This window comes from Actinoallomurus iriomotensis, assembly GCF_030269445.1.
Taxonomy (GTDB): Bacteria; Actinomycetota; Actinomycetes; order Streptosporangiales; family Streptosporangiaceae; genus Actinoallomurus; species Actinoallomurus iriomotensis.
On record NZ_BSTJ01000017.1, the window covers coordinates 1 to 15,243 of the forward strand.

17 protein-coding genes and 1 tRNA gene are annotated in these 15,243 nt (G+C 69.8%); 11 read left to right on the top strand and 7 right to left on the bottom strand.

Annotation, left to right across the window (positions count from 1 at the left end):
• Positions 1–458 precede the first annotated feature (458 nt).
• Positions 459–1,088: a hypothetical protein gene (locus tag QSK37_RS45930; RefSeq protein WP_285634746.1), complete on the top strand. Its 630-nt coding sequence runs from the start codon at positions 459–461 to the stop codon at positions 1,086–1,088.
• 88 nt (positions 1,089–1,176) lie between these two features.
• Here the strand turns inward: QSK37_RS45930 and QSK37_RS45935 are convergent.
• Positions 1,177–1,250 (bottom strand) — tRNA-Pro (locus tag QSK37_RS45935).
• An 81-nt stretch (positions 1,251–1,331) separates the two neighbouring features.
• Complete coding sequence (locus QSK37_RS45940; RefSeq protein WP_285634749.1) at positions 1,332–2,225, bottom strand: metallophosphoesterase; 894 nt, start codon at positions 2,223–2,225, stop codon at positions 1,332–1,334.
• 67 nt (positions 2,226–2,292) lie between these two features.
• Between QSK37_RS45940 and QSK37_RS45945 the strand changes: the two genes are divergently transcribed.
• Positions 2,293–2,751, top strand: coding sequence for a GatB/YqeY domain-containing protein (locus tag QSK37_RS45945; RefSeq protein ID WP_432705667.1), 459 nt, complete (start codon positions 2,293–2,295; stop codon positions 2,749–2,751).
• A gap of 1 nt (position 2,752) precedes the next feature.
• Here QSK37_RS45945 and QSK37_RS45950 read toward each other — a convergent pair whose 3' ends face one another.
• The gene (locus QSK37_RS45950; RefSeq protein ID WP_285634752.1) at positions 2,753–3,184 is read right to left on the bottom strand and encodes a MarR family winged helix-turn-helix transcriptional regulator; all 432 of its coding nucleotides are present in this window, start codon (positions 3,182–3,184) and stop codon (positions 2,753–2,755) included.
• A 61-nt stretch (positions 3,185–3,245) separates the two neighbouring features.
• Here QSK37_RS45950 and QSK37_RS45955 point away from each other — a divergent pair, with 61 nt between their 5' ends.
• Complete coding sequence (locus tag QSK37_RS45955; RefSeq protein ID WP_285634755.1) at positions 3,246–3,674, top strand: MarR family winged helix-turn-helix transcriptional regulator; 429 nt, start codon at positions 3,246–3,248, stop codon at positions 3,672–3,674.
• Here QSK37_RS45955 and QSK37_RS45960 read toward each other — a convergent pair.
• Positions 3,667–5,913 carry a penicillin-binding protein gene (locus QSK37_RS45960; protein ID WP_285634758.1) on the bottom strand — a complete coding sequence of 749 codons (2,247 nt, stop codon included), beginning with the start codon at positions 5,911–5,913 and terminating at the stop codon, positions 3,667–3,669. The genes QSK37_RS45955 and QSK37_RS45960 overlap by 8 nt on opposite strands.
• A 268-nt stretch (positions 5,914–6,181) precedes the next feature.
• Between QSK37_RS45960 and QSK37_RS45965 the strand changes: the two genes are divergently transcribed.
• Positions 6,182–6,490: a WhiB family transcriptional regulator gene (locus tag QSK37_RS45965; protein WP_285584468.1), complete on the top strand. Its 309-nt coding sequence runs from the start codon at positions 6,182–6,184 to the stop codon at positions 6,488–6,490.
• Positions 6,491–6,534: 44 nt separating this feature from the next.
• On the opposite strand, the gene bagB is transcribed toward QSK37_RS45965, so the two are convergent.
• Both bagB and bagA read right to left on the bottom strand, forming a co-directional pair.
• The gene (gene bagB, locus QSK37_RS45970) at positions 6,535–7,674 is read right to left on the bottom strand and encodes an ATPase BagB (protein ID WP_285634762.1); all 1,140 of its coding nucleotides are present in this window, start codon (positions 7,672–7,674) and stop codon (positions 6,535–6,537) included.
• Positions 7,671–8,666, bottom strand: a complete 996-nt coding sequence (gene bagA / locus QSK37_RS45975; protein WP_285634765.1) for an ATPase BagA — start codon at positions 8,664–8,666, stop codon at positions 7,671–7,673. The genes bagB and bagA overlap by 4 nt, the downstream gene beginning before the upstream one ends.
• 125 nt (positions 8,667–8,791) lie before the next feature.
• Here bagA and QSK37_RS45980 point away from each other — a divergent pair, with 125 nt between their 5' ends.
• From QSK37_RS45980 to solA, 7 genes are all read left to right on the top strand, one after another.
• Complete coding sequence (locus QSK37_RS45980) at positions 8,792–9,778, top strand: slipin family protein (RefSeq protein ID WP_285634767.1); 987 nt, start codon at positions 8,792–8,794, stop codon at positions 9,776–9,778.
• 80 nt (positions 9,779–9,858) lie between these two features.
• Entirely contained in the window at positions 9,859–10,737 is an 879-nt protein-coding gene (locus tag QSK37_RS45985; RefSeq protein WP_285634770.1) for a TY-Chap domain-containing protein, read from the top strand.
• Between the two features lie 28 nt (positions 10,738–10,765).
• Positions 10,766–10,921 (top strand): Sp36 family protein, encoded by a 156-nt coding sequence (gene sp36, locus QSK37_RS45990; RefSeq protein ID WP_285584477.1) that lies wholly within the window; start codon positions 10,766–10,768, stop codon positions 10,919–10,921.
• Positions 10,922–10,955: 34 nt separating this feature from the next.
• Positions 10,956–11,414 carry a RidA family protein gene (locus QSK37_RS45995; protein WP_285634773.1) on the top strand — a complete coding sequence of 153 codons (459 nt, stop codon included), beginning with the start codon at positions 10,956–10,958 and terminating at the stop codon, positions 11,412–11,414.
• A 54-nt stretch (positions 11,415–11,468) separates the two neighbouring features.
• Positions 11,469–12,305 carry an NUDIX hydrolase gene (locus QSK37_RS46000; protein WP_285634776.1) on the top strand — a complete coding sequence of 279 codons (837 nt, stop codon included), beginning with the start codon at positions 11,469–11,471 and terminating at the stop codon, positions 12,303–12,305.
• Complete coding sequence (locus tag QSK37_RS46005; protein WP_285634779.1) at positions 12,305–13,066, top strand: MBL fold metallo-hydrolase; 762 nt, start codon at positions 12,305–12,307, stop codon at positions 13,064–13,066. The genes QSK37_RS46000 and QSK37_RS46005 overlap by 1 nt, the downstream gene beginning before the upstream one ends.
• A 7-nt stretch (positions 13,067–13,073) precedes the next feature.
• Positions 13,074–14,228, top strand: coding sequence for an N-methyl-L-tryptophan oxidase (solA, locus tag QSK37_RS46010; protein WP_285634782.1), 1,155 nt, complete (start codon positions 13,074–13,076; stop codon positions 14,226–14,228).
• 84 nt (positions 14,229–14,312) lie between these two features.
• Here the strand turns inward: solA and QSK37_RS46015 are convergent, their stop codons facing one another.
• Positions 14,313–15,197, bottom strand: coding sequence for an alpha/beta fold hydrolase (locus QSK37_RS46015; RefSeq protein ID WP_285634783.1), 885 nt, complete (start codon positions 15,195–15,197; stop codon positions 14,313–14,315).
• Positions 15,198–15,243 lie beyond the last annotated feature (46 nt).

The following is a 15,243-nucleotide window of genomic DNA, read 5'->3' on the forward strand; positions in this document are numbered from 1 at the left end:
TCGCCGCCGAACTCAACTCCAGACCACGCAAAACGCTCGGCTGGGAAACCCCAGCCGAGCGCCTCACTAAACTCCTGACACCAACCAGTTGATCAACCGGTGTTGCGACGACCCCTAGAACCGAAGGATCGGAAGGGGGCTCTGAGCCGGTCGGGGTGGCGGGATTTGAACCCACGACCTCTTCGTCCCGAAGGAATCCCAAGCCTCCCGCGACCTGCGTGCGCACCCTGCGACCAGCGCCGAGCACTGCACCGAGGATCGTGGACGTTCGTGGTGGAGCGCAGGGATGGGCGGCCTCTTAGGCGGTCCGGTCCTTCTGGCGCAGCCGTGGGATGCTCCGATACGCCGCTGGTGGCTCCAGGGGTTGCACCGACTCGGCATCAGCGCCGCAGGGGTCCCATCCGCTCTCGCGTATCCGGAGTCCTTCCTCACTTACGCGGCGGCGTACTGTGTCGCCCGTGATGCGCGATTTGATCGCCGCGTTCAGCGCGGCGGCCCGCGACCAGATGAAGGCGGCGGGTTGGCGCAAGCGGGCCGGCGATATCTTTACCTACGACCTGGGCAACGGCTATCTGGCGTGGCTCGGCCTGAACACCTCGACGAAGCGTCATCCGCTCTGGGTCAACCCGGTCATGGGCGTGCGATGTGACCCGCTCGAACGTCTGCTGGACGAGTGGCTGGTGGACCGCTCCCGTGGAATCGGCTGTACGGTCCGCAGGTCGATCGGGTACCTGACTCCGGCGAACTCGTTCTTGGAGCTTGAGGTCGAGACCGTTGAGGACGCGACGCCGGCGGCCGAGCGGCTGCGGACGTTGGTCGAGGCGTACGGGATGCCGTTCGCGCGTGACCTCGCCGATGATGAGCGCTTCGAGATCGCGCTGAGGGACTTTCGTCTGGTGGCGAACGTTAGCTACAGCCCGTTTCATCACGTCGCGTTCCTGTTCCTGCGGGGGCGACGCGAGGAGGCCCAGCAAGTGATCGAACGCGACCTCGCCGAGTATGAGACCAACGATGGGGCGCTGGAGTACCTGTATCGGGCGTTCGTTCAGCAGTTGGTCACGCGATTTGAAGACTCGCCCTCAAGATAAAGCGGTGAGGCGCGAGCCCCCATGTCGATAGGCGGCCAAGCACCCGAAGAGGCCCTGTACCGCAGTGGTACAAGGCCTCTGACCTGCGTCGGGGTGGCGGGATTTGAACCCACGACCTCTTCGTCCCGAACGAAGCGCGCTACCAAGCTGCGCTACACCCCGGTGGCCACAGATCGTCGTTCAACGCCTGCGCCGGAACTACTCTAGCGGACGTTCACCCCTGCCCGCGCCGTCGCGCCCTGATCATGCCGGGACCAATGTCAGCAACGACGCCTCCGGGGGGCAGCAGAAGCGGACCGGGGCGTACGGTGACGTGCCCAGGCCGGCCGACACGTGGAGCCAGGCGCTCGCGTGGCGGTGCAGGCCCTTGACGCGTGGGCGGTCGATGCCGCAGTTCGTCACCAGGGCACCGTAGAACGGGACGCACAGCTGTCCGCCGTGGGTGTGGCCCGCCAGCAGCAGCTGGTAGCCGTCCGCGGCGAAGCGGTCGAGGTTGCGGGGCTCCGGGGAGTGCATGACGCCGATGCTCAGCGCGCCGCGGGACACCGGGCCGGCGATCTCGTCGTAGCGGTCCTTGCCGATGTGGGAGTCGTTGATGCCGCCGAACTCCACCTCGACGTCGCCGACCTTGAGGCTGCCCGTGTGGTTGTTGAGGTCCAGCCAGCCGGCCGCGGTCAGGGCGGCGCCCAGCTCCTCGTACGGCAGGTCGGGCACGGTACGGCGTTTGGCGTAGTCGGCACGGCTCGTACGCCACAGGTAGCGCGCCGGGTTCTTCGGCACCGGGGAGTACATGTCGTTCGATCCGTACACGAACACGCCGGGGCGGTCGAGCAGCGGTCCCAGCAGCGACAGGAACGGGCCGATGGCGTCCGGATGGGAGATCGAGTCTCCCGTGTTGACGACGAGGTCCGGCTCCAGGGAGTCCAGCGCGGCGACCCAGTTGATGAGGCGGCGGCGGCCCGGGGTCAGGTGCGTGTCCGAGATGTGCAGGATCTTGACAGGCCGCTGGCCGGGGGCGAGCACGGGTACGTCGAAGCGCCGCAGGCGGAACCAGTTGCGTTCGATGACGGACGCGTAGCCGATGCCGGCGACACCAAGACCCAGAGCCCCGAGGGGGACGGCGTATCTCTTGAGCACACACCCATCGTGCCAGACGTGCCACGCCGAATTATTGGAAAGCGCAGGCCCGCGACGGCACGGTTAGATGTTGACCATGTTGAAGGAGAAGCTCCAGGCCGACCTGTCGGTCGCGATGAAGGCGCGTGACGAGGTTCGCACCCGTACGCTCCGTATGGCGTTGACGGCGCTCACCAACGAGGAGGTGTCGGGCAAGCAGGCGCGTGAGCTGTCCGACGACGAGGTCGTCAAGGTGCTGCAGCGCGAGGCCAAGAAGCGCCGTGAGGCGGCTGAGGCGTTCGACGGGGCGGGCCGTACGGAGCAGGCGGAGGCCGAGCGTGCCGAGGGCGTCGTGCTCGAGGAGTACCTGCCCGCGCAGCTGTCCGACGAGGAGCTGACCGCGCTCGTCGCCGACGCGATCGCCGAGACCGGCGCGGCCGGACCGCGGGCGATGGGTCAGGTGATGAAGGTCGTCACGCCGAAGGTCGCGGGACGGGCCGACGGCCGTCGCGTGTCCGGTGAGGTCAAGCGCCAGCTCGCGGAGTGACTCACCCGAACGCGTCGGTGAAGCGCGTCAGCAGGCGGGCGAAGTCGGCGCGGTCGGCCGGTGACCAGTCGGCCATCGCCGCCGCGAACTTCGTACGGCGGTGGTCGTGAACCTGTGCGGACAGGTCACGGCCCGCCTCCGTACGGGCGAGGAGCGTACGCCGGCCGTCGGCTTGGTCGGCCTCTCTGCGGATGAGGCCGGCCGCCACGGCGGCGGCGACCAGCTTGCTGGCGCGGGGCTGGTCGACGCTCAGCGCGGTCGCGACCTCGGAGACGCCGATCGGGGCGCCCGCGTGTTCGGCGGCCTCGACGGCGTCGAGCACGCCGAAGGTCGCGTCGTTGACCTGGGCCTCGCCGGCGAGAGTCCGCCGCGTCATCCGCCGGCGGAGGCGGACCATGGCCCGCTCGACCACCTCAACGGGTTCAACCGGCATCGATGTCCCCTCGATAGATGTCAGTAGACATGTAGTTGTCAAACTATATATAACTGCGGGCATGGAACCCACGGATCGGCCGATCGGCTACTGGCTCAAGCACCTCGACGGGCTCCTGGAGTCCACCCTCGACCGCGCACTGGCCGGGCACACGCTGTCCCGGCGCCACTGGCAGGCGATGAACGCCATCAGGGACGCGCCGCTGACCGCCGACGGCCTCAGGGACGCGCTGCGCCCCTTCTGGGGCGAAGGAGCGATCACCCTCGAAGACGTCCTCGGCGACCTGGCCGAACGCGGCTGGGTCACCGAGGACGACGGCCGGTACGCGCTGACCGCGCCCGGGCGGACCGCCCACGCCGCCGTGGCCGAGCGTGTCGGCGAGACGCGACGCGCCGTGCTCGACGGGCTGACCGAGCAGGACTACGTCGCCACCGTCCGCACGCTCAGCCGGATGGCCGCGAACCTCGAACGCCGGACGGGCGCTAGTTGAACGGCCAGATGCCGCCGCCCCGCTTTTTTCCCTTGTGCGGCTTGGTACGTGGGCCGTTGCCGTTGCTGACGAAGATGACGACCGAGGTGTCCTTGTCGGCCTTCACGCCGGTGCTCGGCGAGGTGTAGGCAACCGTGCCCTTGCGCTGGTCGGAGTCGATGGCGCGCGGCGAGACCTGCACGCTGAAGCCGGCCGCCTCGATCTGGTGGGTCGCCTCCTGGACCGACAGGCCACGGACGTTCGGGATGCGTGCCTGGCCCAGGTCGCTGAAGTCGTTGACGGAGGTGTGGAAGGACGAGGCCTTGGTGCCGCGCAGCGCGCCCTCCATCGAGGCCCGCCAGACCGGGCCGACGTTCGAGCCGTAGACGCCGGGGCTCGGGTTGCCGAACGGCGCGGCCGGGTCGCCGAACCAGACGACCGCGGACAGGTCCGGCGTGTAGCCCGCGAACAGCGCGCAGGAGTGGGCTTCGCAGGTGCCGGTCTTGCCCGCGGCGGGACGGCCGATGCCCAAGCCGCGGCCGGTGCCGTTGGTGATCACGCCTTGCAGGATGCGGGTGACCTCGTCGGCGACGCTGGTGTCGACCGCCTTGCCGCACTTGGCCTTGGGGACGTTGATCTTCTTGCCGGTGGAGTCGGTGACGTCCGTGATGGCGATCGGCGTGCAGTACTGGCCGCGGGCGGCGAAGCCGGCGTACGCGGCAGCCATGTGGGTGACGTCGATGTTGTTGGTGCCGAGGACCTGGGAGGGCACCTGCTGCAGCGGCTGGCCGTTCGCCTGCTTCATCCCGAAACTGGCGGCCATCTTCGACGCCTCGCACAGCCCGACGCGCTGTTCGAGATACGCGTAGAAGGTGTTGATCGATTCCCAGGTGCCGGTGTTGAGGTTGGCCGACTTCTGCTTGGAGGTCTCGGCGTTGCTGAGCGTCCAGGGCTCGAAGTGGTTGCCCTTGCAGTCGGTGTAGCCGCTGACGGTGGTGCTGTTGGGTGCGGGGAGGGTGGTGCCGACGCTGTAGCCCTTGTCGAGGGCGGCGGCGAGGGTGAAGATCTTGAAGGTGGAGCCGGCGGAGTAGCCGCCGTTGCCGCCGTGGGCGTAGTCGGCGGCGAGGTTGAGGGTGGTTTGGCCCTTCTTCCTGCTGTCGCCGTAGGTCTTGCTGACGACCATGGCCTTGATCTCGCCGGTGCCGGGTTTGACCATCGCCTCGGTCGCGGTCTTGGTCTTGTTCGGTCGTAGCGCCAGTGCTCTTTGGGCGGCTTTTTGTGCCTTCATGTCGAGGGTGGTGCGGATGGTGAGGCCGCCGCGGTAGAGGAGTCGTTCGCGGTCGGCGGCGGTCTTGCCGAACGCGGGGTTGCCCAGGATCTCGTCCTTGACGTACTCGCAGAAGAACGGGGCCTTGCTGTCGACGCAGTCGGCCTTGGGCTTTTTGATGTGCAGCGTGATCGGTGTCGCCGCGGCGGCGTCGGCCTGCGCCTTGGTGATCATCTTCAGCTGCGCCATCCGGTACAGCACCGTGTTGCGGCGGTCGGTGGCGCCCTTCTGGTTGATCTCCGGGTCATAGAAGTACGGGCTGTTGGTGACACCGGCGAGCAGCGCCGCCTCCGACAACGTCAGCTGTGAGGCGTTCTTGCTGAAGTAGTACTGCGAGGCCGCCTGCACCCCGTACGCGCCCGACCCGAAGTACGCGATGTTGAGATAGCCCTCGAGGATCTGCTGCTTGGTCAGCTGCTTCTCGACGTTGACCGCGTACCGCAACTCGCGGAGTTTCCGCCCGAAGTTGGGGGCTTTCGCCGCCTGGGCCTCCTTGTCGTCCTTGGCGTTCTCGACCAGGAGGTTCTTGACGTACTGCTGGGTGAGGGTCGAACCGCCCTGCTTGATCCCGCCGTCCTGCGCGTTGGTCACCAGCGCGCGGAAGGATCCCTTGAAGTCCAGCGGCCCGTGGTCGTAGAACCGGTCGTCCTCGATCGCGACGACGGCCTTCTGCATGACGGGCGCGATCTGGTTCAGGCTCACCGACTCACGGTTGTGCTCATAGAACACCGCGAGGACCTGACCATCCGCGGAGTACACCGTGCTCCGCTCCGGCGGCGGCGACAGGCTGAAGTCATCCGGCATGTTCTGGAAGTTGTCCGACGCGTCCCGCGCCGCCATCCCCACACTGCCCACACCCGGCAATGCCAGCAGACCGACCAGTACCCCCGCGAAGGCAGCCGCCCCGAGCAGTCGCAGCAGCTTGACGATCACACGCTCTTGATCTTCCCTCGCACCCATCACGCACCATAGGTTACGCGGGACGAGACGCACATTTGGCACAGGTCACCGCAGACGGATGACTAGTTCGTTGCCGTCGGATGGCCCGGAGGGGCTATTTCGAGAATGGGCCCATCGGGGACTGTTGAATCCTCCCGTCGTTCCGTAAGTTCTTCCCCACGGCTTTCGTATGGCGGCCTGACGTCCGCGCCCGTCCGGCCTGGGCTCGCAACGACAACCGACCAAGGGGAGTGGGGCCAAGATGTGGATCACTGATTGGACCGCCCGCGCCGCCTGCCGTAACGCGGATCCCGACGCGTTGTTCGTGCAGGGCGCCGCTCAGAACCGGGCGAAGCTGATCTGCCGTGGCTGCCCAGTGCGTACCGAGTGTCTCGCGGACGCCCTCGACAACCGCATCGAGTTCGGTGTGTGGGGCGGCATGACCGAGCGCGAGCGGCGTGCGCTGCTGCGCCGGCGTCCCGACGTTACGTCGTGGCGTGAGCTGCTCGAGACCGCCAAGGAGCAGTACGAGCGGTCTCAGGACCCAGAAGAAGAGCTCGTCGCGAGCTGATACTCACCTGGCCTGGCAGCCGATGGAGGGCGGTCAGGCCATCGTCATGCCGCGGGCTCGGTGGCCTCGCCGGCGAGGTCGTTGCCGATGGCGCGCAGACCCTCCAGGTCGTGCACGTCCTCGGCCATGGCGCCGACGGTCGCCACCGGCACGCTCGGATGCGACGAGGTGAAGCTCTCCCGCAGCCGCGACTCCCGTGCGGTGATGTGCATGCGTTCGGCGTGCAGCCGCAGCAGCGACGCGGTCAGCTGGTGACTGCCACGCGCCTCCAGCGTCTCGGCGGCCGCCTGGCTGCGCACCGCCGACAGGTGTGAGGCGTCCGAGCGGTGCACGCGGTTGACCACCAGACCGGCCATCGGCATGTGCTCCTCGGCGAGCCGCTCCACGAAGTACGACGCCTCACGCAGCGCGTCGGGTTCGGGCGCGGCCACGACGAGGAACGCCGTGCCCGGTGCCTGGAGCAGCCGGTACGTCTGGTCGGCCCGCTCGCGAAAGCCGCCGAACACCGTGTCGAAGGCCAGTACGAACGTCTGCATGTCGCGGATCAGCTGACCGCCGAGCACCTTCGTGATGACGCTGGTGAACATGCCGAACCCGGCGGTCACCACCTTCATCCCGAACCGCCCGCCGGCCTTGGCCGGCGCCATCAGCAGCTTGATGAGCCGTCCGTCGAGGAACCGGCCCATGCGCTCGGGCGCGTCGAGGAAGTCCAGCGCCGAACGCGACGGCGGCGTGTCCACGACGATGAGGTCCCAGTCGCCGGAGCGGTGCAGCTGGCCGAGCTTCTCCATCGCCATGTACTCCTGCGTGCCGGACAGGCTGGAGGACAGCGACTGGTAGAAGGGGTTGGCCAGGATCTGCTGGGCGCGTTCGGGGTCGGCGTGCGCTTCGACGATCTCGTCGAAGGTGCGCTTCATGTCGAGCATCATCGCGTAGAGGTCGCCCTCGACACCTTCGACCGCGCGCGGGGTGTTGTCCAGCTCGGACAGGCCGAGCGCCTGCGCGAGCCGCCGCGCCGGGTCGACGGTCAGCACGACGACGTCCCGGCCGCGCTCGGCCGCGCGTACGCCGACGGCCGCCGCGGTCGTGGTCTTGCCCACGCCGCCGGACCCGCAGCACACGATGATCTTCGTGTCGGGATCGTCGATGAGGGTGTCGATGTCGAACACCGGAGGGACCTTCACGCCGCCCCCTGCCTTCTGAGTTCGTCGGCGAGTTCGTACAGCCCGGCCAGATCCATGCCGTCGCTGAGGTGCGGCAGTTCGTACTGCGGTACGTCGGTGTCGGCGAGCCGGGCCATCTCGCGTCCTTGCAAGGTCGTACGCCGCGCGTGGTCGGCGGCCTCGGCGGCGAGAGCCTGGGCGATCTCGGCGGCGTCGTCCTCGACGCCGGCCGCCTTGACGCCCATGCGGATGGACTCCACGTCCAGTTCGTCGGTGAGCGCGGCCGCGAGGTCGGCCTCGGGCAGCATCGGCGGCCGGACCATGTTGATCATCAGGCCGCCGACGGGCAGGCCGATCTGGCGCAGGTCGGCGATGCCGTCGACCGTCTCCTGGACGGGCATCTCCTCCAGGAGCGTGACGAAGTGCACCGCGGTCTCGGGGCTGCGGATGACCTTCATCACGGTGTCGGCGTGGTGCCGGATCGGTCCGACCTTGGCGAGCCCGGCGACCTCGGCGTTGACGTTGAGGAAGCGGCTGATGCGGCCGGTCGGCGGCGCGTCCATCACGACCGCGTCGTAGATGAAATGGCCCTTTTTGTCCTTGCGGCGTACGGCCTCGCTGGCCTTGCCGGTGAGCAGGACGTCCCGCAGGCCGGGGGCGATCGTCGTGGCGAAGTCGATCAGGCCGAGGCGGGTGAGCGCCCTGCCGGCCCGGCGCAGGTTGTAGAACATCTCGAGGTACTCGAGCATCGCCTCTTCGGGGTCGACCGCCAGGGCGTACACATCGCCGCCCTCGGGCGCGACCGCGACCTTGCGCTCCTCGTACGGCAGCGGTGGGCAGTCGAACAGCTGGGCGATGCCCTGCCGCCCCTCCACCTCGATGAGCAGGACCTTGCGACCCTCGGCCGCCAGGGCCAGCGCGAGTGAGGCGGCGACCGTCGTCTTTCCGGTGCCGCCCTTGCCGGTGACCACGTGCAGGCGCACGCCGTCCCAATCGGTGTCTCTCGCCCTCACTCTTGCGAGGTTATCGTCCGGTTCGGGGACGTCTCCCGGCGAGTACAAGTGACGTCCGACACGCCTACCACGGGACGGGCTAGTGTCGGACATAGAGGGAAGTGGCCGTCAGAAAGGTGAGCCTCGTGGCTGAAGCGGCGATCATTCTCCTGTGCGTCCTCGCATTCTTCGTATTGCTCATCGTCATCTCGTCCGTCAAGGTCGTGCAGCAGGTCGAGCGTGGCGTGGTGTTCCGCCTCGGTCAGGTGCAGTCGCACTTCCGCGCGCCCGGGCTGACCTTGATCTTTCCCATGATCGACCGGATGACCAAGGTCAATATGCAGACGGTCGCCATGGGTGTGCCCGCTCAGGAGGGGATCACACAGGACAACGTGAGCGTGCGCGTCGACGCGGTGGTCTATTTCCGGGTGATCGATCCGGTCAAGGCCATCGTCAACGTGCAGAACTACAACTGGGCGGTCTCCCAGGTGGCGCAGACCTCCCTGCGGTCGGTGATCGGCCAGGCGGACATGCAGCAACTCCTGTCCGACCGCGAGACGATCAACGCCGAACTGCAGCGGATCATGGATCAGGCCACCGAGGCGCCCTGGGGGATCAAGGTCCAGAGGGTCGAGATCAAGGACGTCTCGCTGCCGGAGGGCATGAAGCGCTCGATGGCCCGTCAGGCCGAGGCCGAGCGGGAGCGGCGGGCGCGCATCATCACCGCCGACGGTGAGTTCCAGGCCTCCAAACGGCTCGCCGCCGCGGCCGAGGTCATGGCCCAGGACCCGGCGTCGCTCCAGCTTCGCCTGCTGCAGACCGTCGTCGAGGTCGCGGCGGAGAAGAACAGCACCCTGGTGATGCCCTTCCCGGTCGAACTGCTGCGGTTCTTCGACCGCGCCGCAGGCGGTGACCAGACGCCCCGCGAGGGCACGCCGCGCACCGACCTCGCCGAGCGTCTGGCCAAGGCCGAGGAAGACCTGGCCAGGGCCGCCGAACCCTCCTCGATCGACTCGGTCAAGGACGTCCCGCCCGTGCCGGGCCTCGAGTCCGACGCGCCCGTGGGACACCAGGGGATCGAGGCGCCGAGGGACCGGTCCACGCAGACGCCGAACGTGGAGGGACCGGCCTGAACCCGCCTGCCGCGGAACACGGCGGGTCGCTCTGGGACATCCTCGCGGGGCCGTACAGCACGGCGGACGGCGCGCCGGAGGTGACCCGGTGGCTCGGCGACGGCTACGAGCCCGGCGATCGCGTCCGGCTGGGTGACCCGGCGACCGGGGCGTACGTCATGCTGAGCCGGTTCATGGACCGCTACGTCGTCGCGGAGATCTTCGATGCCCGCGGCCTGTCCGGCGACCAGGAAGAGCGCCTCAAGGCGCTGGGATGGGACCTGGGGAGCAGCGGCACCTCGCCGATCATGCCGACCTGGAACCTCGGCTGGAGATGGTACGAGGAGGAGGGCGACTTCCTCGCCGGCCGGGCGGAGAGCGTCATCTCCGCGCTGCGCGACGTGCTCGCCGTGCCGGAGGACCGGGTGCGGTGCCGGGCCTGGGGCGACGACGGCCCCTTCGCCGTGCCGTACCGGCTCTCGCACCTTGACGAGCGGCCCACGGAGCGGGGCGCCGCCGGAGAGTGCACCGACTGGGCGGACCTGCGGCAGCGGCTGGACTGGGTGCTGCAGACCCTGCCGACCGACGCCGCCGTGCTCATCAGCGGGCCCGGGAAACCCAGGACGACGGTGCAGTTCATGACCCACTTCGGCAACGGCACCATCGCGACCAGCGCGCTCGACCCCGAGCTGATGTCGGCGTACCTGCCGGAGCCGGACGACGACGACCTGACCGAACGCGAGCGGCGGATGTTGGAACTCGGCTGGCGACCGCGACAGCAGACCCCGGGGCTCGCCGAATGGACGCTCGGCGAGCCGGTGGTGTGGGCGGACATCGGACCGCTGGCCACGCAGGCGGTGGAGGCGCTGCGGGCGCTGGGCTGTGAGTCACCGGCGGGGCTGGAGTTCAGCACGTTCCGCAACGGGTCCAAAGATGACCCGGACCACCTCGGCGCGGAGCTGGGCCTGCGGCCGAGGTGACGCCGCCGGGGCGGTTAGAGTGCCGCTCATGACACGCTACGAATACGCCACCGTGCCGCTGCTGGTGCACGCCACCAAGCAGATTCTCGACAACTGGGGCGACGACGGCTGGGAGCTCGTCACCGTGATCCCCGGCCCCAACCCGGAGAACCTCGTCGCGTACCTGAAGCGGGAGAAGGCGTGAGTACGCCGGAGCGAGTGAGAAGGGGAGCGCGACCATGAGGCCCGAGGAGCGCATCGCCGGGCTCGGCCTGGAGCTTCCCGACGTCGTGGCGCCGTTGGCCTCGTACGTGCCGACGGCGCGTTCGGGCGCGCACGTCTTCACCTCGGGGCAGCTTCCGATCGTCAAGGGCGAGCTGATCGCCACCGGCAAGGTGGGCGCCGAGGTGGACCCCGAACGCGCCGCCGAGCTGGCCAAGGTCTGTGCCCTCAACGCCATCGCCGCCGTACGTGCCGAGGTGGGCGAGCTGTCGCGCGTACGCCGCATCGTCAAGGTCGTCGGGTTCGTGGCCAGCGCGCCGGACTTCTACGGCCAGCCGCAGGTGATCAACGGGGCGAGCGACCTGCTCGGCGAGGTGTTCGGCGACGCGGGCCGGCACGCCCGCAGCGCGGTCGGCGTCGCGGTGCTGCCGCGGAACGCCCCGGTCGAGGTAGAGCTGATCGCCGAAGTCGAATAGCTTTCGGTCGGTACGCCCCTGTCGGCAGGGGACCGTCCTGAGCGAGGAGGCGCCTTGGCGGACGCATCCGGCTTCCGGCTGCCCGACGGGCTGGCCGAACGCGCACGAGACATCAGCGAGGGCAGGGTGGAGGTGGCCGTCCCACGCGACGCCTCCACCGTGATCCTCCTCCGCGACTCTCCGGCCGGGCTCCTCGTCTACCTGCTGCGACGGGTGTCGTCGATGAAGTTCGCGCCGGGCGCCCACGTCTTCCCCGGAGGCTCGGTCGACCGGCGCGACGGCGACGTCACGATCGGCTGGGCCGGGCCGTCCCCGGCCGAGTGGGGCGGTGCCTTCGGCGCCACGGAGACGCTCGCCCGCGAGCTCGTCTGCGCCGCCGTACGCGAGACGTTCGAGGAGTCCGGCGTGCTGCTGGCCGGCCCGGCAGAGGACGCCATCGTGCCCGACACCAGCGCCGACGAGTGGGAGGCCGACCGGGAGGCGCTGCTGGACCGGTCGTTGTCACTGGCCGAGCTGCTCGCCCGGCGCGGCCTCGTGCTCCGCGGCGACCTGCTGCGCCCGTGGGCGCACTGGATCACTCCGGAGATCGAAAAGCGCCGCTACGACACGAGGTTCTTCGTCGCCGCGCTCCCGGAGGGCCAGCGCACCCGCGACGTCAGCACCGAGTCCGACCGGGTCGTGTGGATCCGCCCGGCTGACGCGGCGGACGCCGCCCGGCGGGGTGACATGCCGATGCTCCCGCCGACCCTGGTGACGCTGACCGAACTGGCCCAGTACGACTCCGTGGCGGCCGTCCTGGCGGCCCGCCGTACGATCCAGCCGCTCGTCCCCTCCGCCCGCGTCATCGACGGCGGCGTGTATCTGGTGATGCCCGAGGGAGTGACGCTGTGATGAGCATCGACGGTATGGGTACGGAGCGGGCGCTCTGTGTTCTGGCGCCGAACCCCTCGGAGATGACGCTCGACGGCACCAACACCTGGGTGGTGCGTGAGCCGGGCCGCGCGCGGTCCCTGGTCATCGACCCGGGTCCGGAGGACGAGCGGCACCTGCGCCGCGTCGCCGAGGTGGCGGGACCGGTGGGGCTCGTCCTGCTCACCCACGGCCATCCGGACCACGCGGAGGGCGCCCGCACGTTCGCCTCGCTCGTGGGCGGGGTGCCCGTACGCGCGCTGGACCCCGCGCTGAGGCTCGGCGATGAGGGCCTGGCCGAGGGCGACGTGGTGGAGCTGGACGGCCTGGAGCTGCGGGTCATGCAGACGCCGGGGCACACGCCGGACTCGCTGACGTTCTGGCTGCCAGCCGACCAGGCGGTGCTGACCGGCGACACCGTCCTGGGCCGGGGCACGACGGTGGTGCATCGCCTGGGCGACTACCTGGCCTCCCTCGATCGCCTGCGCGCGATGGCCGAGGGCACGCGGGTGATCCTGCCGGGCCACGGGGCGAAGCTCGACGACCCGGTGGGCGCGCTGGACTACTACATCGCCCACCGCCGTGAACGCCTCCAGCAGGTCGAGGACGCCCTCGCCGCCGGCGCCCGTACGGCCCGGGAGGTGGTGGAGCGGGTGTACGTGGACGTGGACCGCTCGCTGTGGCCGGTCGCCGAGGTGTCGGTCCAGGCACAGCTGGACTACCTCGCCGAACGCGGGGTCTGACAGCCCGATGGAGATCCTGAACAAGGACGTCGTGGTGGTCGGGCTGGGCGGATTCGGTTCGGCGGCGCTGTGGCGGCTGGCGCAGCGGGGCGTCGACGTGGCCGGCGTCGAACGCCAGGCCATCGGCCACCATTTGGGCTCCTCGCACGGACGGACCCGGCTGTTCCGCGTCGCGTGCCAGGAGCATCCCGGCCTGCCGCCGATCGCGCTGAAGACGCTCGCGCTCTGGACCTCGCTGGGCGAGGAGACCGGAGAGACGCTCGTACGCCAGACCGGTTGCCTCAGCGTCGGTGCGCCGGACAGCGGGCCGGTACGCGGCGCGCTGGAGGCCGCCGCGGCCGCCGGAGTCCCCGTCACGTCCCTGAGTCACGACGAGCTGGTCGCGCGGCAGCCGCAGTACGCGGGCCTCGCGCCCGGCGACGTCGCCGTGTGGGACCCGGGAGCGGGCGTCTGCTATCCCGAGCGGAACGTACGGGCCCACGTCGCCGCCGCGCGACGGCTGGGCGCCGACGTCTACCCGCACACCATGGTCACCGAGATCGAGGCCGACGACGACGGCGTCACCGTACGGACGCCGACGGTGGCCTTCCACGCGTCGCAGGTGGTCGTGGCGGCCGGAGCGTGGCTGGGCACGCTCGTGCCCGGCCTGCCGCTCCGGCCGCGCCGTACCCCGCTGTACTGGTTCGCGCCGCGCGACCCGGCGTCGTCCGACTTCACCCTTGCGCGCTTCCCCGCGTTCATCTGGCGACGGGAGAACGGCGACGGGCTGTGGGGGCACGGCTCCGACGAGGACTTCGGCGTCAAGGTCGGCCTGGACCGCGACGAGCCGCACGACGCCGTCGACCCGGAAGAGCTCGACCGGTACATCCACCCGGGCACGGACCTCGACGAGCTGTCCTCCGCCGTCGCGGCGGCGTTCCCGGGACTCGACCCGCGGCCGGCGAAGGTCATCCCGTGCATGGTCACGGACTCGGCCGACGGGCAGTTCCTCGTCGGACGCCTGCCCGAGCGGCCCCGGATCGTGGTCGCGGGCGGGGACAGCGGGCACGGCTTCAAACACGCGGCCGGCGTCGGCGAGCTCCTCGCCCAGCTGATCACCGGCGAGGACCCGTACTGCGCCGTGGACTTCCTCGACCCCGGGCGCTTTCGCCGGCGACGGTAGAGGTGATGGCGCCGCCGTCGCCGCGTCGGCGGTGGCCATGGTGCAGATGTCGCAGACTCCGGCGACCTGCGCGTGGTGGCAGCGCTAGGCCGCGTCGATGTCCGCGGTGAATTCGAGCAGTGCGTCCGCGACGCGCTGCGGGGCCTCCTGAGCGGCGTAATGGCCGACTCCGTCCAAGAGCACCGACCGGATCTCGCCGGACGCTGCCCGGGACATGGTGGCGAACGTGAACTGCCCGCCGCCGGCCCCGATGGCCAGCACCGGGGCCCGGAACCCGCCCGCCTCGGCGAGTTTCTTCAGTTCGGCGCCCTCGCGCAGCATCGAGCCGTAGAGGCCGGCCGCGCCGCGGAACCCGTCCGCCCGGGAGTAGGCGCGGGTGAACTCGCCGATGTCGGCCGCGGTGATCGATCCCGGCACCGCGGTCATCGACGGGAACGCGTACCGGCTCAGGAACTCGTGCTCGCGCCCGGCCAGCAGCATCTCGGGGATGCCGGGAGCGGCGAGGACGCCGATGTGCCAGGCGCCGCCGTGGGTGACGTCGGCGAGTGCCTCCAGTCCGAAGCCCGCCAGTCCCATCTCGATGGCGGTCAGGCTGAGCACATCTTCCGGGTGGGTGACGGCCAGCCGGAAGACGGTCGCGCCGCTGATGTCCTGGCCGGTCAGGTGCACGGGGCCGAGGCCGAGGTGCCGGATGAGCTGGTGCAGGTCTTCGGCCGCGGTCCGGCTGTCGCAGTCGCCCGGCCCGATGGCCGAGTCGCCGAAGCCGCGCAGGTCCACCGCGATCACCCGGTGGCTCGCCGTCAGCAGGGGGATCAGCTTGTGAAACGCCCACCAGGTCTCCGGGAACCCGTGGACCAGCAGGATGGGCGAGCCGCTGTCGCCGGCCGAGACGTAGTGCAGGCGCGTGCCGTTGAGATCGGCCGTGTGGTGGGTGACGCCGGGCAGGGTCGCGCCGGGGGTGGTGGTCATCGTGCTCTCCGAATTTCGACTACTTGGTTGTCGACCAAAATAGTCC